We start from the raw sequence: 24,906 nt of genomic DNA on the forward strand, positions 1-24,906 counted from the left end.
TTTGCGGTGCAGCTCGATTGACCACGCTGCGCGCACGGGCGCGATGCGTGATCCTCGTGGTGCTCGCCTAACGGTCATGCCACCACACTACAGGTAGATGTAGAAGTAGCGCCACCAAAGACACGTTGATTGCTTGGCGTGTCGTCGGTAGTCGCTGTTCTTTGTAGAAACCCTCATGGCGATCGCGCAGCCGGCGGCAGGGGTTCCTACAAAGACTGAGGGCCGGTAGCGCGTTAGCGTTACCGGCCCTCAGTGCTGGTGGGGCTACAGGCCGCGTGCAACGGCGGCCGCCGCACCGAGCCATGCGCGCTGAGTTGCGGGGCGCAGCGCCGCGACGTTTAGCCAGCCTTCGACCATCTGGGGGTCGTGGGGGATTGTGGCGACCTCGCGTGCGAGGCTGGTGAAGCCGTTGACGACGGTGCTGATGTTGGCTCTGTTGCAAAAATCGTGAAGCTTGAGCATGCTTGGCGGAGATTGGACGGACGGAACGATGACGGATTTCAAGTGGCGCCATTTCCAGGGTGATGTGATCCTGTGGGCGGTGCGCTGGTATTGTCGCTATCCGATCAGCTATCGCGACCTTGAGGAAATGCTGGCGGAACGCGGCATTTCGGTCGACCATACGACGATCTATCGCTGGGTCCAGTGCTACGCCCCGGAGATGGAGAAGCGGCTGCGCTGGTTCTGGCGGCGTGGCTTTGATCCGAGCTGGCGCCTGGATGAAACCTACGTCAAGGTGCGGGGCAAGTGGACCTACCTGTACCGGGCAGTCGACAAGCGGGGCGACACGATCGATTTCTACCTGTCGCCGACCCGCAGCGCCAAGGCAGCGAAGCGGTTCCTGGGCAAGGCCCTGCGAGGCCTGAAGCACTGGGAAAAGCCTGCCACGCTCAATACCGACAAAGCGCCGAGCTATGGTGCAGCGATCACCGAATTGAAGCGCGAAGGAAAGCTGGACCGGGAGACGGCCCACCGGCAGGTGAAGTATCTCAATAACGTGATCGAGGCCGATCACGGAAAGCTCAAGATACTGATCAAGCCGGTGCGCGGTTTCAAATCGATCCCCACGGCCTATGCCACGATCAAGGGATTCGAAGTCATGCGAGCCCTGCGCAAAGGACAGGCTCGCCCCTGGTGCCTGCAGCCCGGCATCAGGGGCGAGGTGCGCCTTGTGGAGAGAGCTTTTGGCATTGGGCCCTCGGCGCTGACGGAGGCCATGGGCATGCTCAACCACCATTTCGCAGCAGCCGCCTGATCGGCGCAGAGCGACAGCCTACCTCTGACTGCCGCCAATCTTTGCAACAGAGCCCCGACGACTCCGACATCGACGATGACGACACGGTGCGCTCCGGCGGGCCGCAGGCGCGCCGGATCCCGAGCTTCCTCGATCCGGATCGCCCGATGGATCCCGTGCGCATGTCCGAGACCGGCAGCCTGGCGGAGCACCTCGGGTTGCGCCGGAAGAACGACGACCAGACGGATGTGGGGCCGGTGCGATGAGGGCGGGACTGGTGCTCGGCGAGGTCTGGAACGGCCTGCGCCGCAATATGTCGGTGGTCATCTCCGTGGTGCTGGTGACCTTCGTGTCGCTCACCTTCGTGGGGGCGGCGATCCTGATGCAGCTGCAGATCCAGCAGATGAAGACGTTCTGGTACGACCGCGCGCAGGTGGCCGTCTACCTCTGCACGGACTACGACCAGAGTTCGACCTGCGCCGGCGAGGACGCGGGCGAGGACGAGATCGCGGCCGTCGAGGAGGCGCTGCAGTCGGACACGCTGCGCCCCTACGTCGACGACTTCTTCTTCGTGACGCACGAGCAGGCCTACAAGGAGTTCGTGCAGCAGTTCGAGGGCAACCCGATCGTCGACATCACGAAGCCGGAGCAGCTCAACCAGACCTTCTGGATCAAGCTCAAGGATCCCTCGCGCTCCGACATCATCACGGAGACGTTCTCGGGCATCCCCGGCGTGCAGAGCGTCTCGGACCAGCGCAGCCTGCTCGATCGGATCTTCCTGTTCCTGGGGGTGGCGAGCTACACGGCGATCGTCATCGCGGGGCTCATGCTGGTGGCGGCCATGCTGCTGATCTCGACCACGATCAGGCTCTCGGCGTTCTCGCGCCGGCGGGAGATCGGGATCATGCGCCTCGTGGGCGCGTCGAACCGGTTCATCCAGACCCCCTTCATATTGGAGGGCATCATCGCCGCGCTCTTCGGCGCCGTGCTCGCGAGCGCCGCGTCGGTGGCGATCGTGCGCTTCTTCGTGCAGGGATTCCTCGCCCGGGAGGTGCCGTTCACGAGTTACATCACGGTGGAGCAGGCGCTCGTGGTGCCGCCGATCCTCGTGCTGGTGGGAGTGGTGCTCTCGGCGATCGCGGCGAAGATCGCGATCACCAGATACCTGCGGGTGTAGCGCAGAGCGTCCCCGGGGCGGGCCGCGGATCCGGATCTCGGGGCCGGGGCTCGTCGAAACCGAGCCCATCGTGCGAGCCCGAGCCCTCCCGCGCCGATAATCCGTGCGGGTTGGAGCAATCGGCTCGGTTCGGGCGCCTCGAGGCCGGGCGGCTCGGCGTGGCGGGCGGAACGGCGGCGGTGTGCGATAAGCTGGTTCTTCGCGCGTGAGCGCGGACCCCGAACCACCCCGGCCGCAGGAAGGATGTGACATGAGCCCGAAGGAGACCGGCGAGAAGCTGATCGCCTCCAACAAGAAGGCCCGGCACGAGTACCACATCCTCGACACCTACGAGGCGGGCCTGGTGCTCACGGGCAGCGAGGTGAAGTCGCTGCGCATGGGACGCGCGTCGCTCGTCGACGGATACGTGTTCATCGAGCGCGGCGAGGCCTGGCTCGACGCCGCCTACATCCCCGAGTACCTCAACGGCTCGTGGACGAACCACGCGCCGCGCCGCAAGCGCAAGCTGCTGCTGCACCGCCAGCAGATCGACAAGCTCTACCAGAAGACCCGCGAGGGCGGCATGACGATCGTGCCGCTGCGCCTGTACTTCCTCGACGGCCGCGCGAAGGTCGAGATCGCCCTCGCGAAGGGCAAGAAGGAGTACGACAAGCGCCAGACCATGCGCGAGCGGCAGGACAAGCGCGAGGCCGAACGGGCGATGCGCACCCGCAACCGGATGGGGGAGTAGGCGCTCCCTCGGGTGTCCCCGCGTCGCGGGCGGATCCTGCGACGCGCCTGACGCGGTGGCGCCACCGCGTCAGGCAGTCGCAGGATCCACCGGCGCGGTGCCGACGCCGGTCACGCCGCCTACACCGCGTCGAGGGCACGGCTGACGTCGAGCAGGATCCCGCTCTGCAGCCCGTGCCAGTGCCGGGTGTCGGGATCGGGCCACGACGAGAGCTTGACGATCACGGAGTCGGTGCGCGGATCGAGCCAGAGGTTCTGGCCGTGGATGCCGATGCCGCTCACGTTGCCGCGCTCGTTGCCCGTGCACCACCACTGGCGCGTGTAGCTGCCCTCGGGGAATGCGGAGGTGAAACCCTCGGCGGTCATGGCTTCGCGGGAGCCGCCGGCCAGCACGCTTTCCACCCAGCCCTGCGATACGACCCGTCCGCCGGGAGCGACGCCGCCGTCGAGCATCATGCGGCCCACGCGTGCGAGATCCCGCGCGGTGCAGGAGACGCCCCCGTTCGCGAAGCCGAAGCCGGTCTGGTCGACCGTGATGGTCGCATCCCGATCGGCGTCGAGCTTCGCCCACAGGTACGTGGAGAGCGCTTCGACGTAGCGCAGACCGGTGACCCGCTCGACGATCCAGGCGAGCACGTCGGTGTTCGCCGAGCAGTACTGGAACTCGCCGGTGCCGCCGTCGCCGCGGAGGGTGGTGAGGAACTCGTAGGTGTCGGCGGGGTCCCCGTCTCGCCGCGTGCGCCAGCCGGCGGAGCGATCGTGGGTCTGCACCTCCGAGGCCGGATCGACGTAGTCCTCGTTGTAGTCGATCGAGATCTGCATGTCGAGCACCTGCAGCACGGAGGGCCCGTCGTAGACGGAGCCCGCGAGCTCGGGTACATACTCGGTGACGGGCTGCGCGGGATCGATGCGCCCCTCGTCGATCAGCGCGCCGACGACCGTGCCGCACAGCGACTTCGAGACGCTCATCAGCAGGTGACGGTCGTCGGGTGCGAAACCCGCCCGGTAGTACTCGGCGAGGACCTCGGAGCCGCGCAGCACGAGGAATGCGTCGGTGCAGGTCTCCTCGAGCCGCTGCTCGAGATCGGGGAGCCGCGTCGCGAGCGCGTCGAGCCGCACGACGGGCTCCGCGGGCGTCGCCGGGTCGCGCCGGGAGACCGCCGCCGTGGGCAGCAGCTCGCCCAGGCGGGCGAAGGCCCAGCGGTTGTGCGGGGCCTCCTGCCAGCTGTCGAGTGTCGGCTCCCCGGCCGCGGCTCCGGGATACCTGGCGGGGTGCTGGCCGGTGGAACGTGCGTTCATCGAGTGTCTCCGAAGGTGTAGCCGCGGCGGGTGAAGAGATAGTAGAGGCCACCGCTGACGATCATCGCGACGGGGGCGGAGAGATCGATGTAGCCCATGGCCTCGGCGACCGCGCCGCTCCAGAAATCGGTGGTGAGGAAGAAGGAGGCGGCAGCGCCGCCGATGATCCCCGCGGCGAGGCCGGGAATGCTGAAGCCGCCGGTGTACCAGTACTTCGCCCCCCGGCGCTCGTCGAAGAGATCGAGGCCATCGTATCGGTTGCGGCGCAGCCAGATGTCCATGCAGTAGACGGTGATGCCCGGAGCCGAGATGAGGATCAGCACCTGCAGCATGATGTTCACCGCGTCGAGCAGGCTGGTCGACATGACCAGGTAGATGGTGAAGAAGGTGCCGAGCACGCCGATGATGATGGCCGAGGGGATGCGCCGGATCGGGATGCCGATCGACTGGAACGCCATGCTGGCGGTGTAGGTGGTCATGCCGTCGACCGCGTCGCGGATCCCCTCCCCGAAGCGGCTCCCGATCTCGGCGCCCCGGCTTCCCGGATCCGTGCCCGTCACCGTCGCGGTGATGATCTCCACAGCGTTCCTCTCCTGTTCCGGGGCCGGGCCCCTACTTGCCGGCCTCGAGGACGGCGTCCCACATCACCTCGGAGGCGATCGCGCCGAGCGCGGTCGCGTTCACCGACAGCCGCCCGCGCGACGACCCCGGGGTCGTCGGCAGATCGATCTCGTCGGTGGTGACGGCGAAGAGCGTGTCGCCGTCCATGTCGGTGTGGAACGGCTGGATGCCGCGGTGCATCGAACTGTGCACCTGCTTGGCGAACTGGTTCAGCTCGACGGGGCTCATCCGCACGTTCGTGACGATCGCGCTGATCGTGGTGTTGCCGGCCTCGGTGACGGGCGGGACCTGCTCGGCGAACGCCTCCTGGTAGTCGAACACCGGGTGGCGCCGGACCCCGGTCTGCGCGTCGTAGTTGCCGCGCACGATCCCGCCCGCGCGGTCCATGATCACGCCGACCGGGTTCGGCACGACGACGGCGAGGATGCGCACGTCGCCGAGACGACGGAACGCCGCGCCCTGCCCGGTGATCTCGGTGCGGTCCCAGTCCACCTTGCCCGCGGACGCGCTCATGCCCGCGCCCGCCCGCCCCTGCGGGAACTCACCGGGAACGGCGAATTCGAGCGCCGCGCGGCCGAGCGCCTTGTCGGGGTAGACCGCGGTGGAGCGCGCCGAGAAGTCGTAGATGACCGCCGACGACACCAGCTGGGCCTCGGCGAAGCCGGTGCGATACTCGAGGCGTTCCAGGAGCGCGCCGCTCACCCCGGCGCCCGCCTCGAGCCCGTAGCTGGCTCCGCCGGCCAGGCAGATGGCGTGGTTGAAGTCGTACCCGCCGGACAGACCCACGGCTCCGCCGCGCGCGTCGACCGCGGTGCGGGCGCCCGCCGGGACGTGGATGACCGTCGCACCGGTGGGCCCCTCCTCGTAGTGCGCCGAACCGACGCTGACGCCCGGGAAGTCGAACCGCAGCGTCTCCCGCCCGGTGCTCCTGACCGGCACGAGGTCGAAGGCGGCGTTGCCCGGGCCGCCGAAGACGGGCGGGCCCGCCAGGCGGGGCGCGGGATCCACGACGATCCCGCCGTCGATATCCGTGAGTGCGTGGACCGGTGTCGTATTCATAGGGCCTCCAAGAGTGTCTGCGAGTAGGGGTGCTGGGGGTTGCGGAAGAACTCCTCCGTCGAAGCGGTCTCGACGAGGTCGCCGCGGAAGAGCACGGCGACACGGTCCGCGACGCGCTCCACGGCGCCGAGATCGTGCGAGATGAAGAGGGCGCCGAAGCGGTGCTCCGCCTGCAGTTCGCGGATGAGCGCGAGGATCTGCATCTGCACGGCGACGTCGAGCGCGCTCACGGCCTCGTCGAAGACGATGAAGCGCGGCTCGGTCACGAGCGCCCGGGCCACCGAGACGCGCTGGCGCTGTCCTCCGGAGAGCTCGTGGGGGTAGCGCTCGGCGAAGGCGGGGTTCAGCCCCACCTGCTCGAGCATCTCCGTCACGCGCTGCCGCTGCTCGGACCGGCTGAGGTCGCGCCGCGCGACCGTCAGCGGTTCGCGCACCGACTCCCCGACCTTGCGCCGGGGGTTGAGCGACCAGTGCGGATGCTGCAGCACCGCCTGCAGCTTGCCGGCGTTGGCCCTGCGCGATCGCGTGAAGGGTTCGCCGAGCAGCAGCACCTCGCCGGAGTCGGGCCGCTTGAGGCCCAGGGCGACCGAGGCGGTCGTGGTCTTGCCCGATCCGGACTCGCCCACCAGCCCGAGCGTCTCGCCCGGGGCGACCTCGAGCGTCACCGCGTTCATGGCGCGGACGGTCCGCCGCTTCGCTCCCGCCCCGCTCGTGAACGCGACGCTGACCTCGCGCAGCTCCAGCACCGGGGCCGTATCCGTGTCCGGATGGGACGCAGACATCATTCCGCCTCCTTCGTCGTGGGATCCTGGCGGCCCGGTATCGCGGCGACCAGCGTTCTCGTGTAGTCCGCCCGCGGCTCGTCGAGCACCTGCGCGGCCGGCCCCTCTTCGACGATACGCCCCTGGTGCATCACGACGATCCGGTCGCACCAGCGACGTACGGCGCCGAGGTCGTGGCTGATCCAGATGAGGCTCGCGCCGGAGCGCTGCACCAGGTCGACGATGAGGGTCAGGATCTCGTCGCGCACCTGTGCGTCGAGCGATGCCGTGGGCTCGTCGGCGATCAGGATCTCGGGCTCGCGCGCCATGGTCAGCGCGATCGCGATGCGCTGCGCCATTCCGCCGGACACCTCGTGCGGATAGAGTCGGAGCACCCGATCCGGCTCGAGGATCTTGACGCTCGCGAGCAGCTCGGTGAGCGACTCCAGGTCGGTCGGTCGTCCGAGCGGCCTGAGCGCGAGCTCGAGCTGGCGACGGATCCGCATCGTCGGGTTGAGCGAGGCGATGGGATCCTGCGGGATGAAACCCAGCGACTCGCGTCGCAGCGCCCGTATCGCATCGGGCGCGAGGTCCGCGAGATCCCTGCCGAGCACGTGCACCGACCCGGAGGTCACGTGGCAGGCCCGCGGCAGCATGCGGCCGATCGCCTGGGACACGGTCGACTTGCCGGATCCCGACTCGCCGACGATCGCGAGCAGTTCGCCGCGGGCGACATCGAGATCGATCCCGTCGAGCGCTCGGGTCACGCCGAGACGGGTGCGGTACTCGGCGCTGAATCCCGTGAGCGAGACCACCGGGGCAGCGGGGGCGTTCGCGGTCATACGAGGCTCCTTGTCTCGCGCGGATCGAGCCGATCGCGCATCGTGTCGCCGATGAGGTTGATGGAGAGGATCGCGACGACGAGCACCGCGGCCGGGATGAACAGCAGCCAGGGCGCCTGCAGCATGTAGCTTCCGCCCTCCTGGATCAGCAGGCCCAGCGACGAGCGGGGCGGCTGCACCCCGTAGCCGAGGAAGCTCAGTCCTCCCTCGACGAGGATGCCGACCGACAGCGCGTACGTCCCCTGCACCGCGATGGTGCCGCTGACGTTCGGCAGCAGGTGCCGGAAGAGGATCACCGGGGCCGACACGCCGCTGATCTTCGCGGTGGTCACGAAGTCGCGCTTGGCGACCGACATCGCCGCCGCGCTCACCATGCGGGTCATGAGCGGCACCGTGACGAGCACGATGCTGGAGAGCACCGCGGCCTGGCCGGGGCCCACGACCGCGGCGATGAGGATCGCGAGCACGATCGACGGGAAGGAGTAGAGGACGTCGCTCAGTCGCATGATGACTTCGCGCGCCCAGCCGCCCGCGTAGCCGGCGATGAGGCCGAGGATCACGCTGATGACCGCGGTGCACACGACGGCGAGAGTGGAGAGGACGAGCGTGGTGCGCGTCCCCTCGAGCAGGCGTGCGAGCACCGAGCGGCCGAGGGCGTCCGTGCCGAGCGGGTACGCCGCCGACGGCGGGCTGAGCCGGGTGCCGACGATCTTCGCCGGGTCGCCGGCGAACGGGATGACGGCGGCGGCGACCGCGACGAGCACGATGAGGCCGAGCGCGCAGGCGGCGGCGATGAAGAGGGCGTCGCGGGGCGGGCGGGTCTTGACCGCGCGCTTCTTCTTGGAGAGCGGGAGGGAGTAGGTGGTCATGATCCTGCCTTCCCGGTGACGGCGACGCGCGGGTCGAGCGCGCTCGTGATGAGGTCGAGCACGAGGCTCAGCACGACGAAGACGGCGGCGGCGAAGAGCACGGTGGCCTGCACGACCGCGAAGTCCCGGCGGCCGAGCCCGGTGACCATGAATGATCCGAGACCGGGCAGGTTGAACAGGGTCTCGATGATGACGGCGCCGCCGAGCAGGTAGGCGGTGATGGTGCCGAGCAGGGTCAGGATCGGGATGCCGGCGTTGCGGAGCACATGGTGGCGCACGATGTGCCGGGTCGTCTCCCCGCGCGCGACGGCGGCCGTGATGTGCGGTTCGACGAGCACTCCCATGACGGCGTCGCGCGTCGTGCGCGCGGTCGCCGCGACGCAGAAGACGGAGAGCACCAGGGCGGGGAGCAGGAGCGCCCCGAGCGTCGGCCAGAATCCGGTGCCGATGCTCGCGAACCCGCCGACCTTCAGGCCGAGCGAGAACTGCGAGAAGAGGAAGATCACGATGCTGCCGAGCACGAATTCCGGCACGCTGATGCCGATGCTCGACACGACGCGGCCGACGGCACCGCCCTGCTTCGCTCCGGACCTCACGCCCGTCCAGATCCCGAGCGGAACCCCCACGAGCAGCGTCACGGCCATCGCCATGATCGTGAGCGTCGCGGTCACCGGGATGCGCTCGATCATCTCGCCGGAGACGGAGCTCTGCGTGACGTAGGAGGTGCCGAGCTCCCCCGTGAGCACCTGCCCGATCCAGGCGAAGTACTGCACGAAGATCGGCTGATCGAGCCCGTACGCCTCGGCGAGCAGCTGCCGCTCCTCGGCGGAGGCGAGCGGGCCGAGGATGATGTCCTCGTAGCTGCCGGGCATGAGACGGATCGCGACGAAGATGAGCACCGAGACGCCGAGCAGGGTGATGAGCGCGCTCATCACCCGCCCGGCGGACCAGCGAAGGATCTGCATCATTCGGGACTACTCCCCGGCGATCCGGTAGTCGGCGATGTTGCGGAGGATGTTGCCGTACCCCTCGTTGCTCTGGATCGTCGGGCTCACCGCCGCGGTGTCGAACCCGATGATCGACGGCCGGTGCACGAGCGGCACCATCTCGGCGTACTCGTCGGCGGAGGCGCACAGCTCGGTCAGCACCTCGGCGCGCGCGTCGGGATCGGTCTCGCTCGCGCCCTCGGCGATGAGCGCGTTGAGATCCTCGTGCACGCCCGTGAAGCCCACGTTGAAGAAGGCCTGCTCGGGGTTCCACCACTTGGTCACCATGGAGGGATCGGAGTACCCCGCGAACCAGCTGATCGACAGATCGAAGTCGCCCGGCTGGGCCGAGATGACCCGCTCGATGTAGATCGCGCTGTCGACCTGCTCGATCCGGACGGTGACGCCGATCTCCGCGAGCTGCTGCTGCACGAGCTGGGCGATCTGCGCCATGACGGGGTTCGAGGTGTCCACGATGAGGTCGAGCTCGACGTCTCCGGCGCCCGTCTCCTCGATGGTCGCCCTCGCGTCCTCGATCGCGGCCTGCTCCGAGGGCAGCTCGTCGACCCGGCAGGCGCCGGGCAGGTTCGAGGGGGTGATGCCGGTGGGGGTCGTTTCGCCGGCGAAGACGATGTCGGCGATCGCCTGGCGGTCGATCGCGGTGTTGATCGCGAAGCGGACGTCCTGGTCGTTCAGCGGACTGTCGGGCTTCTGCGAGTTGACGAGGACGTAGTAGAAGTCGCTCTGCGTCTGCTTGACGATCTGGAGGCCCTCGTTGCCGCCGAGCTGCGACAGCGAGTCGATGTTGACGAACTTCGCCATGCCGGTGCTGCCCTCGCGGAGCGCGGCCTGCCTGGTCGACTCCTGATCCACGATCTGCAGTTCGAGGGTCTGCACGGCGAGGTTGTCGCCGCCGTGCCAGTCGGGGTTCGCGGTGAAGGTCCACGATTCGTCCTGCCGGTGGTCGGCGACGAGGTACGGGCCGGTGCCGAGCATGGTGGTGGTGAGGTCGACGCTGCCGTCGTTCACCTCCTCCATGGGGAGGATGGCGGCCGGCGGGATCGCGAGCGCGGCGAGGAACGGCGCGTACGGGCTGCCGAGCTTCACGGTGACCTGATCGTCGCCGGTGGCCTCGATGGACTCGACGGGGCCCATCAGGCCGGACCACACGCTCATGCTCGCGACCTGGCGCTCGAGGCTGCCGACGACGTCGTCGACGGTGAGCGCGCGGCCGTTCGAGAAGGTCGCGGTGGTGTCGATCGTGAAGACGTAGGTCGTGTCGTCCGGCTGCTCCCAGGAGGTGGCGAGCTTCGGCTGGATCTCGAAGTTCTCGTCCGTGGTCACGAGCGTCTCGTAGACGAGCCCCATGATCGTCCACGAGGTGTCGTTCTGCGCGGTCTGGGGGTCGAGCCCGTCGGCCTCGCTCGTGTCGTAGTCCAGCTGCACGGTGAGGGCGCCCGTGCCCGTGAGCGCCTCGTCGGCGACCGCGAGGAAGCCCGGCGCGGCCTCCGTCTGCTCGGTGCCGCCCGGCGCCGAGCCGGGCGCGGCGCAGGAGGTGAGGACGCACGCGAGGCTCAGCGCGATCGCGGCGCCGGCGGCCGCCCGGGAGCGGGTTCGTTGGTTGATCAACATCGTGGTGACTCCTTCGACAGTGGTGGTGGCCCGGACCGCGGCGATGCGCTCCGGCCGGCGGCGCCCGCCGATGGGCGCGCCTTGGATGATCACGGTACATACATAAATCGTTTTACTCTGCTACCGTCGTGAGGTAAAACGATTTATGTAAAAATGCACGGCACCCACCGCCCCACGAGATCCTCGTCTCGACCGACTCGTCATCCGGCGCATCGGCGGATGCTCCGGGCCTCCCGGCTCCCGGTCCTCCGCCGCTGAGGCGAGTCCGCCCCATGCGCGCTGGTCAGGAGGCGTCGAGATCCCGCGATCACGCGGGTCCCCCCAGATGTTCAGGGTGAGCACGCGGAGATTCATGGTGTCGGTCATGCTTCCACGCTAACCATCATCCGTGAACGAAGTTCCACATCGAAGTGAACAGTGGAAGTTGCGTCAATCCTCCGCATGCAGGTCGGCCTGCACGTCGAGTTCCACACGGTCAGCGCGGAAGCGCGCGAGGCTGTACTGCAGCGGCGTCCCATCCGGAAGCGTGTCGAGCGAACGGACGACGAGGACCGTCGACCCGGGAGGGAGGCCGAGATCCGTGTTTTCCGCGCCTGTCGCGACTCGAGCGCTGACGCGGCTCCAGGAGCGGACGTAGTCGTCGGGGACGGGGCGACGCAGCCGGCAGGCGATCGGGAGAGGGCGCTCGGTGCCCCCGGCGGCGACAGCCCGCCGGGTGCCCGGGAGGCGCCCGGCCGGCCGGTCCCCCGGCGCCGGGGGGAGCCCTGCGGCCCGTGCCCGATGGGCGGGCGCACGCCGGCCGGTGCCCGCGCCTCACACCGTCAGCGTGCGCCACTCCCCCGTCTCGGCCTCGGTGGGCATGCCGTCGAGGATCCGGATCGTGCGGGCCTCCGGGTCGGTGATGAGCGTCGCGAGGGTGGCCCACCGGTCCCCGTAGCCCTTGGACATGTCGGCGCGGCAGGTGAGCGGCGGCTCGCCCTCCTCGGTCAGCAGCACCCGCACCAGGTCCCCCGGAGCGACCGGCAGGCCCTCGGCGAGGCGCGCGCGCACGAGCGCGAGGCGCTCCGAGGAGTCGGGCTCGTAGATCTCGGACTTCTGCGCCGCGAGCGGCGTCTCGTGCTGGAAGTGATTGGTGCGCTGCACCGAGCCCGCGACCGCCTCGATCACGAACACCCCCGCGGGGCTCATCTCGACCGACACTGCGCGCTGCGCGTCGAGCATCGTGAACGCCGAGGACGACGCGATCGGCGCCTCGCGGATCAGCTCGATGGCCTCGTCGACGGAACGGCACTCCGAGAGCACCACGCTCGAGAGCACGTGCATGGGCACACCGTCGGGGCGATCCTCGCGGTGCCCGAGGATGTTGAAGTGCAGGGCCAGGCCGGCCTCGTTCACGCCGATCTTCGAGAGGATGCCCTGCTCGGTCAGGCCGGCGTAGCGCAGCCCGGGGCCGGAGACCGTGTGCGTGTGCCAGAACGGATCGAGCTCGACGTGCCAGTCCCAGGTCTGCACGCCGTAGCGGTGGTCGCCGATCTCGGCCGTGAGCGTCGAGCACTCGCTCGACGGCTTCTCGCCGAGGGCGATGATCTCGGTGCGGGCGTTGAGCGCGACGACCTGCGAGAGCTCGACGCCGGCCCCCTCGGCGATCCCCTCGAACTGCTCGAGCAGCCCCGGCCGCCAGCCGCGCAGCGCGGAGACGACCCGCGCGACGCCGTCGCGCTCGCGCTCCTCGTCCACGCCCAGCACGCGGAACAGCTCCGCGTACTTCGTGTAGGCGCCCCCGAGGCTTCCGCGCAGCGCGGCGCCCCGGCTGAGGCCCAGTTCGCGGGGCGTGGCGCCCGCGACCTCGAGGTGCCGGAGTCGGTGGCCGGGTCGCCGACGATCTGCAGCAGGGCCGGCACCTGGTCGGTGATCCGCACCTCCTGGTACTCGCTGACGTCCTGCGGGATGTTCATCGAGATCCGGTACGTCGCGGTCTCGTCGAGGGAGCCCAGGACGCCGTCGCCCTCGGAGACGATCTTCGTGAACGCCCCCGGCGGGTCGGGCAGGCCCAGTTCCACCTCGGTGTTCGGCTTCGGCTCCGGGTCCTCCGGCTGCTGGTCGCCCGGCAGGTTCGGATCCCACTGCACCGAGACGGTCGCCGTGTTCGTGAGGGCGCCGTTGTCGGCCGAGATCGCGCCCGACGCGACCTTCACCACAACGTCCACGGTCAGCGCCTGCCCGGCGTTCGCCTGCACGGTCGCCTGATCCAGCGCCCAGGTCAGCGTCTGGCCGGCGACCGTGGCGTTCACCCCGGCGAGCCCCGTGTCGGACACGTACTCCAGCTCGGCCGGCAGTGCGTCCGTCAGGGTGACGCCCGCGTAGTCGGACACGTCCTGCGGGAGGGTGAAGCCGAGGCGGTAGGTCGCGGTGTCCGGCGAGGTCGGCGACTTGTTGATGAGCTTCAGGTCGGCGCCCGAGCCCTGCGCGTCCTTGAACACGCTGTCCGGGTCGATGGGCTCGGGGTAGGAGACCACCACGTTCTCGGGGTCGGGGTCGGGGTCGGCCGGATCCTGCGCATCCTGGATGGGCGTCACCGCCCACGAGCCGGTGTTCGTCAGCGTCCCGTTGTCCGTGTCATCGATCCCGTCGCCCGCGACCGCGAGGGTCATGGTGAGGGTCTTGCCGGCGAGGGCCGCCGCGTTCGACGCGTCGGTGAGGTCGACGGTCCACCGGGTGGAGGCCGCGGTGAAGGTGCCGAGGCCGGTGACGTCGGCGCCGTCCGCGTCCACGCTCGGCGTCCCCTCGACCGCGAGGCCGGCCGGCAGCGTATCGATCAGCGTGAACGACGCGTAGTTGCGCACGTCCGCCGGAAGCTTCGCCGACACCTGGAACTGCACCGCGTCATCCGCGTGATTCAGCACGCCCGCGTCCCATGCGGGCTTGCCCGCCTCGCCGCTCGACAGCGCCTTCGTCAGCCCGGTCGGCGCGGGCGTCAGCCGCAGCTCCACCTCCGTGTTCGTGGCCGGCGGGAGGTCCTCGGTCGAGGCGTCCGAGAAGGTGACCGTCGTGTTCGCGGTGTTCGTGATCACCCCGTTGTCGGCGGCCGTCGCGTTCGCTGCCGCCCTGACGGGGATCGTCAGGGTGATCGTCTTCCCCGCCGCGTCCGCCAGTTGCGCCGGCGTGTCCAGCGTCCACGTCACGGTGTTACCGGACGCGGACGCGGTGCCGGACGCCGTCGTCGGGGAACCGACGATCTGCAACGTGCTCGGCACGGCGTCCGTCGCCACGATCGACGCGTACTCCGACACGTCCGCCGGCACGTTCATGGAGATCGTGTACTCGGCCGTCTCCTCCAGGCTGTTGAGGATCCCGTCGCCGTCCGACTTCACCTTCGTGAACCCGGACGGCGCGTCCGGCAGCCCGATCTCGAGTTCGGTGTTCGTGGCGGGATCGGGGTCCGCCGGCGGGTCCGGCATCGACGGGTCGTAGTCGACGTGCAGGGCGGCGGTGTTCGTGACCGCGCCGTTGTCCTGCGACGTCGCGGCCGCCGACAGCTTCACCGTCACGTCCACGGACACGGTGGATCCCGCGGCCGCGGCGATCTGCGCCTGGGTCAGCGTCCAGGACAGGTCCTGCCCGTTCACGGTCGCCGCGGCACCCGCCAGCCCCGAATCGGACTGATACGCCAACTCGTCCGGGAGCGTGTCCGACAGCGTGAGCCCCTGATACCCCGAGACATCCGACGGCAGATCAAACGACAACCGGTACGTGGCCGTGTCGCTCGTCTTGTTGATCAGTTTCAGATCCGCACCCGTGCCCAGGGCGTCCTTGCCGAAGGAGGGCGGGGCTTGCGAGGTGGCCCGCACGGTGATCTTGCGAGGGCTCTGTTGCAAAAATCGTGAAGCTTGAGCATGCTTGGCGGAGATTGGACGGACGGAACGATGACGGATTTCAAGTGGCGCCATTTCCAGGGTGATGTGATCCTGTGGGCGGTGCGCTGGTATTGTCGCTATCCGATCAGCTATCGCGACCTTGAGGAAATGCTGGCGGAACGCGGCATTTCGGTCGACCATACGACGATCTATCGCTGGGTCCAGTGCTACGCCCCGGAGATGGAGAAGCGGCTGCGCTGGTTCTGGCGGCGTGGCTTTGATCCGAGCTGGCGCCTGGATGAAACCTACGTCAAGGTGCGGGGCAAGTGGACCTACCTGTACCGGGCAGTCGACAAGCGGGGCGACACGATCGATTTCTACCTGTCGCCGACCCGCAGCGCCAAGGCAGCGAAGCGGTTCCTGGGCAAGGCCCTGCGAGGCCTGAAGCACTGGGAAAAGCCTGCCACGCTCAATACCGACAAAGCGCCGAGCTATGGTGCAGCGATCACCGAATTGAAGCGCGAAGGAAAGCTGGACCGGGAGACGGCCCACCGGCAGGTGAAGTATCTCAATAACGTGATCGAGGCCGATCACGGAAAGCTCAAGATACTGATCAAGCCGGTGCGCGGTTTCAAATCGATCCCCACGGCCTATGCCACGATCAAGGGATTCGAAGTCATGCGAGCCCTGCGCAAAGGACAGGCTCGCCCCTGGTGCCTGCAGCCCGGCATCAGGGGCGAGGTGCGCCTTGTGGAGAGAGCTTTTGGCATTGGGCCCTCGGCGCTGACGGAGGCCATGGGCATGCTCAACCACCATTTCGCAGCAGCCGCCTGATCGGCGCAGAGCGACAGCCTACCTCTGACTGCCGCCAATCTTTGCAACAGAGCCCTCATGAGGTCCTTTGGTCGGCAGAGGACTTCTGGCGTGTAGAAGACCGTTCGAAATCGGTTCGCGAGGGCGTAGTGCTTCGCGTCGTGCTCCCCACGCGGACCCCACTCGTTGATGTACGCCTCGAGCGCGTCCCAATTCGCGTACCGACGAGCGGAGTTGGTCTTTCCCACGCCTGCAGCGCCGTGGCAGATCCCGATGGTCTTCTCTTTCCGCACGGCGTTGGCGAACTCGGTGAAACGTCGGTGTTCTTTGGTGACGATAAATGCTTGGTTCATCACTCGTCCTCTTCGTAGGTGCGCAGCTTCGGCCGCCGCTTTGTGGGTTCGGGGATGCGAGGTTCCTCACGGGTGGCAACGGTCGGGATGCGGTCGTTGATGGCTCGCCGCAGCTGCTTGCGACGGGCGCGGCGAGCCGTTTCGATGTCGCGAAGACTGAGGCGCAGGTTGGGGTGGGCTTCATCGATAGCGGTACAGATGAACGTGTCCCGGTCATAGACCCGGATCTCGGAGATGTCGCGGGGGTCGTACCGGATCGTGATGGTGTGGCCGACGAACGGGGCAAGAGTGGGGGCGAGGTAGCGCTGGCCTTGGAAGTGGATACCGTCGCGTTGCACGACTCGGTTCTTCGGAACAGTGAGGAGAAGTCCGTCGAGCTCTTGGAAGCTGTCGGGCATCCGTGGCAGCCATCCGTCTGCAACCCAAGCGTCCCGCGGCGAGATCCCCAGCTCACTATGGGGCCGGTCGTTGTAGGTGCCAATAAACTGGCCGATAGCACGATCGAGACCGGCAAGGTCGAGGACAGGCGTAGGTGCCCGACTGCCGGGTCCAAGGTAGCCAGGTAGTGCGCTCAGGAGTTCCGTGTTGATCGTGCCGAAGAACCTCTCGATCTTGCCGCGCCCCTGAGGCCTGCCGACGGTTGAGGGGAAGAGCGACAACCGAGTTGTCATCGACGACCAGCAGGTCGACACCGCGGGGGAAGAGCGACGCGTTCTTCGCCCAGACGTCTGCGAATCCCGTGGGCACCCATGGAGCATCGATCTCGACGATGCCGTCAATACCCGGGCCCACGCCCGTGAACCGATCACCCTCCCCGCGGGCGCGAGCGTCGAGGATGATGGTCGCCGAGCGATGGGGCGCTTCGTCGCTTCCGTGAGCGAGCGCCTCCAGGTCCGGGAAGGAGTCCGGGGTGGCGAAGACGAAGTCAGCGGCACCGATGGAGGTGGCGAGACGTGCACCCGTGTGGAACGACAAGTAGTGCACTGCGGAAGCGTCGTGAGCGAGCGCCTCATGGAGGGCGACCGGAGACTGCTCGTCCAGGATCGTCATCGCGACGGCCGCCAGGCCCGGGCCCAGAGAGGCAGGCGCCTTGGCCGGGCCTTGGATGGAGTATCGCTGGCCCGGGTGAGCCAGCGCGTCGAGGATCGCCCGGAAAACGCTCTGCGCCTCGCGGGTCGGGTCAGCGAAGCCCGGGGCAGGGGCGGCCGTGCCGCTCTCCGATGAGGTGATCATGCGTGCTCCCTTGCGACGGTGAAGAAGTCGACCTTGGTGCTGCGCGCGTCGGCCGCCCGCGCGTCGTCTTCGCGCCGCTGCGCCTGAGCCAGCGGGGTGATGACGTCGGCAAGGACTCGCTCTCGCTGCCCTGCGTCCTGGAGGAGTCCGTCGAAGGCGGCAGCGAACCACGCGTGGTCGACGTCGGTTCCCAGCGCGTAGGACGTGCCGACTCGCTCGTGCTCGAGCGGCGCTCCGTGCACGCGGAGAGTCGCGCGGACGACAGTGGCTTCGCCGAGGTTGAATCGGTCCCCGCCGGCGCCGGCACGGCCGCGCACCATGACGAGCCCCGCCTCCGGCCCGCGGACCGTGTCCACCTTCGGTGTGATCGGCTGGGCCGCCCAGGCATCGGAGAGCTGAGAGGTGCTAGCGAGTGCGAGTACTCGCATCCACCTCTGTCGCTCCGCGACGTGATCAGTTGGACTCGTCACTACTGCCTCCTTGGTTGTCCAGGTTTCTGGATGATTCGAGCCTAGAAGCGACACCGCAATGTTGTCTAGTTTTCTAGATGACCAGTAGATGTCCGAAACATGAATGTCAGTGGTACGGATCGGAAGCGAGCGATGCGGACGGTAATGTACGGAGACGATGACCATCTCTCACCGCTCTTCGACCGGATACGCGACGTGGCGCCTGATCGCCGATCAGCTGCGCAGCGAGATCCTCGACGGCACCCTGTCACCGGACGCTCGACTGCCAACTGAGGCCGAGATGGCCGCACGTTTCGGCGTGAACCGCAATACCGTGCGCCAGGCGCTGTCGACCCTCGCCGGCGAAGAGCTGATCGTGACGAGACAAGGCGTCGGCACGTTCGTCGTGCCTCACACCGTCCTCGTCCACCGGATCCGCCTGCGCACCAGGCTCAGTGAGAGCATCGGCGACCACGATGTCTCCACGCGGAGACTCCTTGCCGCAGAGCTGGTGCGCGAGGTTCCGGACGACGCTCGCGAGCGACTTCGGCTCGGCGCGGGAGGGGCCCTGCGCGTCGACGCGGCGACCGATCTCCGAGGAAGCACCATCGCCCGCTCAACAGCGTGGATGGCGCCCGGCCTGGTCCCAGGATTCGAGACACAGCTCGCCTCCACCGGTTCGGTGACCCGCGCCCTGAGGGCCGTCGGCGTCGACGACTACGTCCGCTCCTGGAGCCGCGTCAGCGCTCGAGTCGCGACAGGCGCGGAAAACACGGATCTCGGCCTCCCTCCCGGGTCGACGGTCCTCGTCGTCCGTTCGCTCGACACGCTTCCGGATGGGACGCCGCTGCAGTACAGCCTCGCGCGCTTCCGCGCTGACCGTGTGGAACTCGACGTGCAGGCCGACCTGCATGCGGAGGATTGACGCAACTTCCACTGTTCACTTCGATGTGGAACTTCGTTCACGGATGATGGTTAGCGTGGAAGCATGACCGACACCATGAATCTCCGCGTGCTCACCCTGAACATCTGGGGGGACCCGCGTGATCGCGCCGAACGCGACGCACTCCTGCTCCAGGGCCTCGAGGAGCACGACGCCGACATCGTCTTCCTGCAGGAGGTCATGCGCACCCCGGAGCGTGACGCCTACCAGATCGTTAAGGACAGCTCCCCCCTGCACTGGCACCACTCCTCGGACTACAGCGAGAGCGCCTGGGGCACCGCCGTCGGCACACGGTGGGAGCCGAAGAGCGTCGACATCCACACGCTCCCGGCAGTACCGAACGGACCGTACGTCTGGGAGATGGTGCTCCCGCTCCCCATCGGCGTCGACATGCTCTTCCTCGGCGCACGTCCGAGCTTCAAGTTCACCGATGAGGCAGCCCGCGTCGAGCAGGCGCTGTTCGTGACAGAGCTCGAAGAGCGCCGCCGCCAGGTCGCGCCGACCATCCTCGCCGGCGACTTCGACGCGGCGCCCGACCAGGACTGCATCCGCTTCTACACAGGGAAGTCCGCGGTCAACGGCCGCAGTGCCGCGTTCCGCGACACCTTCGCCATCGCGGGCGACGGCACTCCCGGCTACACCTGGACCACGGACAGCCCGTGGGTCGCACGCACCGTCGTCGACGGCCAGGGCATCGTCCCGAACTACTTGGTGCAGGTACCGCACCACCGCCGTATCGACTACGTCTTCGCCGGGTCGACCGAGAATCACGGACTCGTGGAGAGTGTGATCACGAACAGCAAGGTGGTGTTCGCGGAGTACCCCACCGCGAGCGACCACTACGGCGTCCTCAGCGACATCAGCCTCAAAGCACTGTCAGAGCCGACCGCCGACTGGGCCTGGGCCTGGGCCTGAGGCCCCACGCATCCCGCATGACAGAAGCGGCGCAACCTTCGGGTTGCGCCGCTTCTGTCATGCGGGGAATCCGTTGGCCCGCACCGCGATTACACCCCGTGGATCTGCTTCGCCTTGGCCGACAACTCCGAACCACGTCGCGTCCGACCGGGGTCTTCCGCCGCGAGCGCCGAGCACAGAGCATCCAGCACCGCGAGATGGATGAACCGGCTCATCGTCGCTTCGAGCTGGAACCGCGTCTCTCCGGAGCCTGCCACGAGAGAGATCATCGCCTCGCCCACTAGCGGGTGTCAATGGCCAATAGGAACTGCCCGTGGGCGGCCAGCAGAAATGCCCGCTGGTGGCCACGGAAACTGCCCACTCATGGCCAACAGATCTGCCCACCAGGGTGTTGGTGGCGTTGGCCATGTCGAGGGCGTCGTCGTTTAGTTCATCGCGGTGACTCCTTTCCCGGCGAGGGCCTGGGTCAGCCGGATGGAGTCGCCCGATGTCTGGCAGACGTGCGCGTGGTGCAACAGCCGGTCGACGGTCGCCGTCGCGAGGGTCTTGGGCATGAGTTCGTCGAACCCAGCGGGGTGCAGGTTCGAGGACACCGCGATGGAACGTTTCTCGTAGGCGGCATCGACGAGTCGATAGAGGCCCTCGGCGGCGTCCGCACCGACTTCGAGTAGCCCGATGTCATCGACGACGATCAGATCCGCGCGGAGGATCCGGGCCACGACCCGGCTGACGGAGTCATCGGAGCGGTGCGCGCGGACCAACGCGCCGAGATCCTCGAGCCGGAACCACGCGACCCGCATCCCGGCCTCGACAACCTGTTGCCCGAGGGCCTCGAGGAAGAACGTCTTCCCCGTGCCCGATGGCCCGCAGACGACGACGTTCTCCTTCCGGCCGATCCATTCCAGGGTCCGCAGTGCCTGTTGCGTCGGGACCGGGATCGAGGACGCGGACTCGTCCCAGGTGTCGAAGGTCTTCCCGGTCGGGAACCCGGCGGCCTTGCGCCTCGTGGCGAGCATGGACCGGGCCCGGCCGGTGACCTCCTCGACGAAGAGGGCCTTGATGACCTCGGCCGGTTCCCACCGCTGGGACTTCGCGGTCGCGATCAGCTCCGGCGCCAACGCGCGAGCGTAGGGCATCTTTAACTGCCGCATCAACGCTTCGAGGTCAGCGGGGAGGACGGGCGCGGCAGCCTGGGTGACGCTCACGCGCTCTCCTCCAGACCATCCGTGACGGCAAGGTCGACCCCGGGCGTGACGGGCTGCCCGATCGCCGCCCAGCCGGCGGTGCCCTGCGCCAGCGACGCTTTCTCATCGGCTCGGTGCGCCTTGCCCTTGGAGACGGCCGCGTTGAGGATCGACGCGAGGTCACCGGTCGCGAACCGCCCGTAGGTGGCCGCCTCACCCAACGCAGCGTCGACCTGGGCTGTGCCGCTGATCTTCGCCACCGCGACCGCTTCGGCCATCTTCACGTTCATCCGCGCCGTGCCCACCGCGGCCGCTTCCAGCAGCCAGGCGTGAGCGCCGGCGCCGATGCCGAGGAACTCGGCCTCCGCGGCGCTCCTGGCCTTGATCGTGTAATCGCCCGGGACCTTCTCCCGATGGTCGGGGAAGTGCGCGTCATCGATCGCGGGACTGCCCGGCCGGGCCCGGTTATGCCGCGCGACTTCGACGGGGCCGTCGGAGCCGACGTGCACGACGATGACCTGCTCGTCGGTGCCGACACCGTGGGAGCGGACGAACACGCGGCCGCCGAGCAGGTGAGCGGGGACGGAGTACTGGCCATTCTCGAACGTGACCATCGGGGTGTTGTCCGGGACGCTGCGCGAGAGCCCGAACGCGACCGTGTGCGCGGTGTCGGGGACCCGGTGCAGCCGGAGCTGTTCTTCCTCGAGCATCGCCGCGGGCTTCCGCCGGGTGGCGCGGTGTTCCCGGTTGTTGACGTGGTCCATGAACGCGTCGCACGCCGCTTCCACCTCGGCGAACGAGGCGTACTCGGGTAACAGGTTCGTGTCCTTGGGGACGATGTCGGCCTTGGCGAGCTTCACCGAGGACTCCACCCCGCCCTTGGACGCCGGATCCGCCGGCTGACAGGTCAACACTGTCACCCCGTAGTGGCGGGCGAAGTCCACCGTCTGCTGGTTCCGCACCGGGACCCCGGCGATGTGCGACACGGTGACCGTTTTCTCGTTGTCGGTCAGCACATAGGTCGGGGCGCCGCCAGCGGTCCTAAACGTGCGATCCAACGCCGCGAACACGCTCGGCGCGGTCCGGTCCCGCAGCGGAATGACGATCCGGAACCGACACCACGCCAACCACGCCACGAACAACACCGTCTTCTTCCCGTCGATCACCGGGCCGTCGCCAAAGTCGTACTGTAACCACATCCCCGGCTCCGTTATCCAGGGGCGGTGCACCCGGACGTGGCCGAGCCGGTAAGCGGCGCGGACCTGCGCGACCGCCCGGCGGGTCGAGCGTTCAGAGCCCTCATAGCCCAGCGCGACGAGCCTGTCGTGAGCCTTATCAGCCCGGATCTTGCCCAGAGACTTCTCGACCCATTCCTCGATCTTAGGCAGGAACGGGTCCGTGACCCGGCCCCGGAACGCCGGCTCGGCGATCGGTCTCCCGGCATCGCGAGCGGCAACATGCCGCGCAACGGTGTGGTGCGAGCAACCGGTCAGCTCCGCGGTCGCGCGCAACGATCCAGTCAGATCGTATGCCTCAAGTATTTCCATGACTTCTCCGTCTAACTTCATTACAGGACCTCTTCCTGGGTGACTTTGGTGCGTCTAGACACCGCAATCAAACCCCGGGAAGAGGCTCCCGCCGCATAACCGGGCGGGGTTCCGAAAAGGAAGTGGGCAGATCGGCTCTGCGAGGTGCCTCATTTAAATATGCCCGCGAAACTCTTCCGGTGACTCACCAGGAAATGCCCGCGTAGGTTCAGCCTAGACCGCGCGCTTGCGTCCGGCCTGCTGTGCGGGTTTTACCCCCGCTTTCGCGTCGGGAGTTTTGGCGAGTTCTGCAGCCTCGAGCGCCCGGGTCTTCTTGGCGGCGAGGTAGGTGAGGCGCTGCTGGATCCGGTCGATCTCACGGGCGATATGCGCGGGGTTCAAGCTGTCCCGGTATGCGGTCAACTCCGCTGTTTTCTCGGGTGTGAGGGCACCGGATTTCAGGAGCCGGTCGAATGGTGTCGCGAGATCGTCGTAGACGCGTTTGCGGCGGCCCTTGGAATCGGTGGCCCAGCCGATGGGTTTCTTCGTCGGGGTGAGGTAGTTATGGCGGTCGTTCACGACCTGCCAGAGGTCGTTCAAGAGCTTCAACTGTGGGAGGGTGTCGTATCTCCAGTAGAACCCGTACCTGCGCACGATCTGGTTGTTCTTCGACTCGATCGTGGCCTGATCATTCTTCTTGTACGGCCGGGACCTCGTGAAGTAGATATCGAGCTCGGCCGCCCAGCCGATGACGTCGTAGTTGATGAACTCGGAGCCGTTGTCGAAATCGACCCCGGTCACTTCGAACGGCACCTCGGTGATGAACCGGTCGAGGGCGTCGCGAATGTGCAGGTGAGCGTTATTCCGGATCGAGCGGGTGTACGTCCAGCCAGTGTGCATATCGGTGAGATCAACCGTTCGACAGAACTCGCCCTTCAACACGGGCCCGCAGTGTGCCACGGTGTCGCCCTCGAAGAAGCCCGGCACCTGCTCGATCTCGTCGCCGGCTTTCCTGATCGTGATCGAGTTACGCAAGAGCGGCCCCGGCGTGGTCGTCGTGATCCCACGCAACGGGTCTTTCTGTCGTACTGGGGCGAGGTAACGGTCGATGGTTGCTGGGGACATCGCGAGGAGTTCGTCAGCGACCTGATGACTGTAGCGGCCCTTGCCGGGCACGAGTTCACCGTGTGTTTCGAGCAGCATGAGCTGCAGCTCCATCGTCGCTGCGAGGTATTTCCCGCTGATCCCTCCCGCGTACGCCCATACCCGTTGCAAGACTTTGAGCGCATCGTGGGAGTACTTCAGCGGGCGGGGCTTGCGTTTACGTGCGCCGACCCGGCGTGGTTTCAGGGCCCCTTTCAACTGTCTCCGGGCGTTGTCTCTGGACCACCCCGTGATCGAGCACACCTCATCGAGGAGTTTGCCCTTGTCCTTCTTGGTCGCAGCCTGGTACTGCTTCGCGAACTTTTTTGTGATCTCGTGTCTGGCGCGCATCGATAGCCCACTTCCCATGAAACTGATGATTCCGTTTCGCGGGCATTCTTATGTGAGGCACCGGAATCGTTTCGCGGGCAAAATACGTGAGGCACGTCGCTCTGTTGCAAAAATCGTGAAGCTTGAGCATGCTTGGCGGAGATTGGACGGACGGAACGATGACGGATTTCAAGTGGCGCCATTTCCAGGGTGATGTGATCCTGTGGGCGGTGCGCTGGTATTGTCGCTATCCGATCAGCTATCGCGACCTTGAGGAAATGCTGGCGGAACGCGGCATTTCGGTCGACCATACGACGATCTATCGCTGGGTCCAGTGCTACGCCCCGGAGATGGAGAAGCGGCTGCGCTGGTTCTGGCGGCGTGGCTTTGATCCGAGCTGGCGCCTGGATGAAACCTACGTCAAGGTGCGGGGCAAGTGGACCTACCTGTACCGGGCAGTCGACAAGCGGGGCGACACGATCGATTTCTACCTGTCGCCGACCCGCAGCGCCAAGGCAGCGAAGCGGTTCCTGGGCAAGGCCCTGCGAGGCCTGAAGCACTGGGAAAAGCCTGCCACGCTCAATACCGACAAAGCGCCGAGCTATGGTGCAGCGATCACCGAATTGAAGCGCGAAGGAAAGCTGGACCGGGAGACGGCCCACCGGCAGGTGAAGTATCTCAATAACGTGATCGAGGCCGATCACGGAAAGCTCAAGATACTGATCAAGCCGGTGCGCGGTTTCAAATCGATCCCCACGGCCTATGCCACGATCAAGGGATTCGAAGTCATGCGAGCCCTGCGCAAAGGACAGGCTCGCCCCTGGTGCCTGCAGCCCGGCATCAGGGGCGAGGTGCGCCTTGTGGAGAGAGCTTTTGGCATTGGGCCCTCGGCGCTGACGGAGGCCATGGGCATGCTCAACCACCATTTCGCAGCAGCCGCCTGATCGGCGCAGA

The 24,906-nt window shown here is 67.4% G+C and carries 27 protein-coding genes and 2 pseudogenes; 8 read left to right on the forward strand and 21 right to left on the reverse strand.

What is annotated here, in order from left to right; genetic code table 11:
• Positions 1-264: 264 nt before the first annotated feature.
• A complete protein-coding gene (locus ACTNFJ_RS12445; RefSeq protein ID WP_182784970.1) occupies positions 265-462 on the reverse strand; it encodes a hypothetical protein in 198 nt (65 codons plus the stop codon).
• Positions 463-490: 28 nt separating this feature from the next.
• On the opposite strand from ACTNFJ_RS12445, the gene ACTNFJ_RS12450 reads away from it, so the two are divergent.
• The 4 genes from ACTNFJ_RS12450 (at position 491) to smpB (ending at position 3,141) form a co-directional block, all read left to right on the forward strand.
• Entirely contained in the window at positions 491-1,255 is a 765-nt protein-coding gene (locus ACTNFJ_RS12450; RefSeq protein WP_001389365.1) for an IS6-like element IS6100 family transposase, read from the forward strand.
• A gap of 41 nt (positions 1,256-1,296) precedes the next feature.
• Entirely contained in the window at positions 1,297-1,500 is a 204-nt protein-coding gene (locus tag ACTNFJ_RS12455; RefSeq protein WP_253035905.1) for a hypothetical protein, read from the forward strand.
• Positions 1,497-2,411 carry a permease-like cell division protein FtsX gene (ftsX, locus tag ACTNFJ_RS12460; protein WP_079941836.1) on the forward strand — a complete coding sequence of 305 codons (915 nt, stop codon included), beginning with the start codon at positions 1,497-1,499 and terminating at the stop codon, positions 2,409-2,411. Before ACTNFJ_RS12455 ends, ftsX begins: the two co-directional genes overlap by 4 nt.
• Before the next feature lie 250 nt (positions 2,412-2,661).
• A complete protein-coding gene (smpB, locus tag ACTNFJ_RS12465) occupies positions 2,662-3,141 on the forward strand; it encodes an SsrA-binding protein SmpB (RefSeq protein ID WP_079941835.1) in 480 nt (159 codons plus the stop codon).
• A gap of 119 nt (positions 3,142-3,260) precedes the next feature.
• Here the strand turns inward: smpB and nylB are convergent, their stop codons facing one another.
• The 12 genes and pseudogenes from nylB to ACTNFJ_RS12525 form a co-directional block, all read right to left on the reverse strand.
• Positions 3,261-4,439: a 6-aminohexanoate-dimer hydrolase gene (nylB, locus tag ACTNFJ_RS12470; protein ID WP_435907710.1), complete on the reverse strand. Its 1,179-nt coding sequence runs from the start codon at positions 4,437-4,439 to the stop codon at positions 3,261-3,263.
• The gene (locus ACTNFJ_RS12475) at positions 4,436-5,020 is read right to left on the reverse strand and encodes a cytosine permease (protein ID WP_079941800.1); all 585 of its coding nucleotides are present in this window, start codon (positions 5,018-5,020) and stop codon (positions 4,436-4,438) included. The genes nylB and ACTNFJ_RS12475 overlap by 4 nt, the downstream gene beginning before the upstream one ends.
• 31 nt (positions 5,021-5,051) lie before the next feature.
• Entirely contained in the window at positions 5,052-6,119 is a 1,068-nt protein-coding gene (locus tag ACTNFJ_RS12480) for an endo-type 6-aminohexanoate oligomer hydrolase (protein ID WP_435907711.1), read from the reverse strand.
• Complete coding sequence (locus ACTNFJ_RS12485; RefSeq protein WP_424457362.1) at positions 6,116-6,904, reverse strand: ABC transporter ATP-binding protein; 789 nt, start codon at positions 6,902-6,904, stop codon at positions 6,116-6,118. Before ACTNFJ_RS12485 ends, ACTNFJ_RS12480 begins: the two co-directional genes overlap by 4 nt.
• Positions 6,901-7,722, reverse strand: a complete 822-nt coding sequence (locus ACTNFJ_RS12490; protein ID WP_435907712.1) for an ABC transporter ATP-binding protein — start codon at positions 7,720-7,722, stop codon at positions 6,901-6,903. The genes ACTNFJ_RS12485 and ACTNFJ_RS12490 overlap by 4 nt, the downstream gene beginning before the upstream one ends.
• Complete coding sequence (locus ACTNFJ_RS12495) at positions 7,719-8,591, reverse strand: ABC transporter permease (RefSeq protein WP_079941797.1); 873 nt, start codon at positions 8,589-8,591, stop codon at positions 7,719-7,721. The genes ACTNFJ_RS12490 and ACTNFJ_RS12495 overlap by 4 nt, the downstream gene beginning before the upstream one ends.
• Positions 8,588-9,559: an ABC transporter permease gene (locus tag ACTNFJ_RS12500; protein ID WP_444711821.1), complete on the reverse strand. Its 972-nt coding sequence runs from the start codon at positions 9,557-9,559 to the stop codon at positions 8,588-8,590. The genes ACTNFJ_RS12495 and ACTNFJ_RS12500 overlap by 4 nt, the downstream gene beginning before the upstream one ends.
• Before the next feature lie 6 nt (positions 9,560-9,565).
• The gene (locus ACTNFJ_RS12505) at positions 9,566-11,302 is read right to left on the reverse strand and encodes an ABC transporter substrate-binding protein (protein ID WP_435907715.1); all 1,737 of its coding nucleotides are present in this window, start codon (positions 11,300-11,302) and stop codon (positions 9,566-9,568) included.
• 27 nt (positions 11,303-11,329) lie between these two features.
• The gene (locus ACTNFJ_RS12510; protein WP_435907716.1) at positions 11,330-11,575 is read right to left on the reverse strand and encodes a hypothetical protein; all 246 of its coding nucleotides are present in this window, start codon (positions 11,573-11,575) and stop codon (positions 11,330-11,332) included.
• A gap of 63 nt (positions 11,576-11,638) precedes the next feature.
• On the reverse strand, positions 11,639-11,881 hold the full coding sequence (locus ACTNFJ_RS12515; protein ID WP_444711823.1) for a UTRA domain-containing protein: 243 nt from the start codon (positions 11,879-11,881) through the stop codon (positions 11,639-11,641).
• Positions 11,882-12,022: 141 nt separating this feature from the next.
• A complete protein-coding gene (locus ACTNFJ_RS12520) occupies positions 12,023-13,333 on the reverse strand; it encodes a C45 family autoproteolytic acyltransferase/hydrolase (protein ID WP_228145654.1) in 1,311 nt (436 codons plus the stop codon).
• Positions 13,327-15,156 (reverse strand): annotated as a pseudogene (locus tag ACTNFJ_RS12525) (isopeptide-forming domain-containing fimbrial protein); the annotation flags it as partial. The pseudogene ACTNFJ_RS12525 and the gene ACTNFJ_RS12520, both read right to left, overlap by 7 nt.
• Between ACTNFJ_RS12525 and ACTNFJ_RS12530 the strand changes: the two are divergent.
• Positions 15,133-15,897, forward strand: a complete 765-nt coding sequence (locus ACTNFJ_RS12530) for an IS6-like element IS6100 family transposase (protein ID WP_001389365.1) — start codon at positions 15,133-15,135, stop codon at positions 15,895-15,897. The pseudogene ACTNFJ_RS12525 and the gene ACTNFJ_RS12530 sit on opposite strands and share 24 nt — an antisense overlap.
• A gap of 86 nt (positions 15,898-15,983) precedes the next feature.
• On the opposite strand, the pseudogene ACTNFJ_RS12535 reads toward ACTNFJ_RS12530, so the two are convergent.
• From ACTNFJ_RS12535 to phnG, 4 genes and pseudogenes are all read right to left on the reverse strand, one after another.
• Positions 15,984-16,229: pseudogene (locus ACTNFJ_RS12535) on the reverse strand (AAA family ATPase); the annotation flags it as partial.
• Positions 16,229-16,627: a Mu transposase C-terminal domain-containing protein gene (locus tag ACTNFJ_RS12540; protein ID WP_435907730.1), complete on the reverse strand. Its 399-nt coding sequence runs from the start codon at positions 16,625-16,627 to the stop codon at positions 16,229-16,231. The gene ACTNFJ_RS12540 and the pseudogene ACTNFJ_RS12535, both read right to left, overlap by 1 nt.
• A gap of 55 nt (positions 16,628-16,682) precedes the next feature.
• Positions 16,683-17,462 carry a phosphonate C-P lyase system protein PhnH gene (gene phnH, locus ACTNFJ_RS12545; RefSeq protein ID WP_435907729.1) on the reverse strand — a complete coding sequence of 260 codons (780 nt, stop codon included), beginning with the start codon at positions 17,460-17,462 and terminating at the stop codon, positions 16,683-16,685.
• Positions 17,459-17,932: a phosphonate C-P lyase system protein PhnG gene (gene phnG / locus ACTNFJ_RS12550; RefSeq protein WP_256209493.1), complete on the reverse strand. Its 474-nt coding sequence runs from the start codon at positions 17,930-17,932 to the stop codon at positions 17,459-17,461. The genes phnH and phnG overlap by 4 nt, the downstream gene beginning before the upstream one ends.
• Positions 17,933-18,089: 157 nt before the next feature.
• On the opposite strand from phnG, the gene phnF reads away from it, so the two are divergent.
• Both phnF and ACTNFJ_RS12560 read left to right on the forward strand, forming a co-directional pair.
• Positions 18,090-18,836, forward strand: coding sequence for a phosphonate metabolism transcriptional regulator PhnF (gene phnF / locus ACTNFJ_RS12555; RefSeq protein ID WP_071330049.1), 747 nt, complete (start codon positions 18,090-18,092; stop codon positions 18,834-18,836).
• Positions 18,837-18,899: 63 nt separating this feature from the next.
• On the forward strand, positions 18,900-19,769 hold the full coding sequence (locus ACTNFJ_RS12560; RefSeq protein ID WP_435907734.1) for an endonuclease/exonuclease/phosphatase family protein: 870 nt from the start codon (positions 18,900-18,902) through the stop codon (positions 19,767-19,769).
• Between the two features lie 89 nt (positions 19,770-19,858).
• On the opposite strand, the gene ACTNFJ_RS12565 is transcribed toward ACTNFJ_RS12560, so the two are convergent.
• The 4 genes from ACTNFJ_RS12565 to ACTNFJ_RS12580 form a co-directional block, all read right to left on the reverse strand.
• Entirely contained in the window at positions 19,859-20,038 is a 180-nt protein-coding gene (locus ACTNFJ_RS12565; RefSeq protein ID WP_177173858.1) for a hypothetical protein, read from the reverse strand.
• 156 nt (positions 20,039-20,194) lie between these two features.
• Positions 20,195-20,920, reverse strand: a complete 726-nt coding sequence (gene istB / locus ACTNFJ_RS12570; RefSeq protein WP_052166913.1) for an IS21-like element helper ATPase IstB — start codon at positions 20,918-20,920, stop codon at positions 20,195-20,197.
• A 50-nt stretch (positions 20,921-20,970) separates the two neighbouring features.
• Positions 20,971-22,521, reverse strand: coding sequence for an IS21 family transposase (gene istA, locus ACTNFJ_RS12575; RefSeq protein WP_435907728.1), 1,551 nt, complete (start codon positions 22,519-22,521; stop codon positions 20,971-20,973).
• Positions 22,522-22,713: 192 nt separating this feature from the next.
• Positions 22,714-23,973 carry an integrase catalytic domain-containing protein gene (locus ACTNFJ_RS12580; RefSeq protein ID WP_260060509.1) on the reverse strand — a complete coding sequence of 420 codons (1,260 nt, stop codon included), beginning with the start codon at positions 23,971-23,973 and terminating at the stop codon, positions 22,714-22,716.
• Positions 23,974-24,131: 158 nt separating this feature from the next.
• Between ACTNFJ_RS12580 and ACTNFJ_RS12585 the strand changes: the two genes are divergently transcribed.
• Entirely contained in the window at positions 24,132-24,896 is a 765-nt protein-coding gene (locus ACTNFJ_RS12585) for an IS6-like element IS6100 family transposase (protein WP_001389365.1), read from the forward strand.
• Positions 24,897-24,906 lie beyond the last annotated feature (10 nt).

The organism is Leucobacter shiyiweii, assembly GCF_052446065.1.
Taxonomy (GTDB): Bacteria; Actinomycetota; Actinomycetes; order Actinomycetales; family Microbacteriaceae; genus Leucobacter.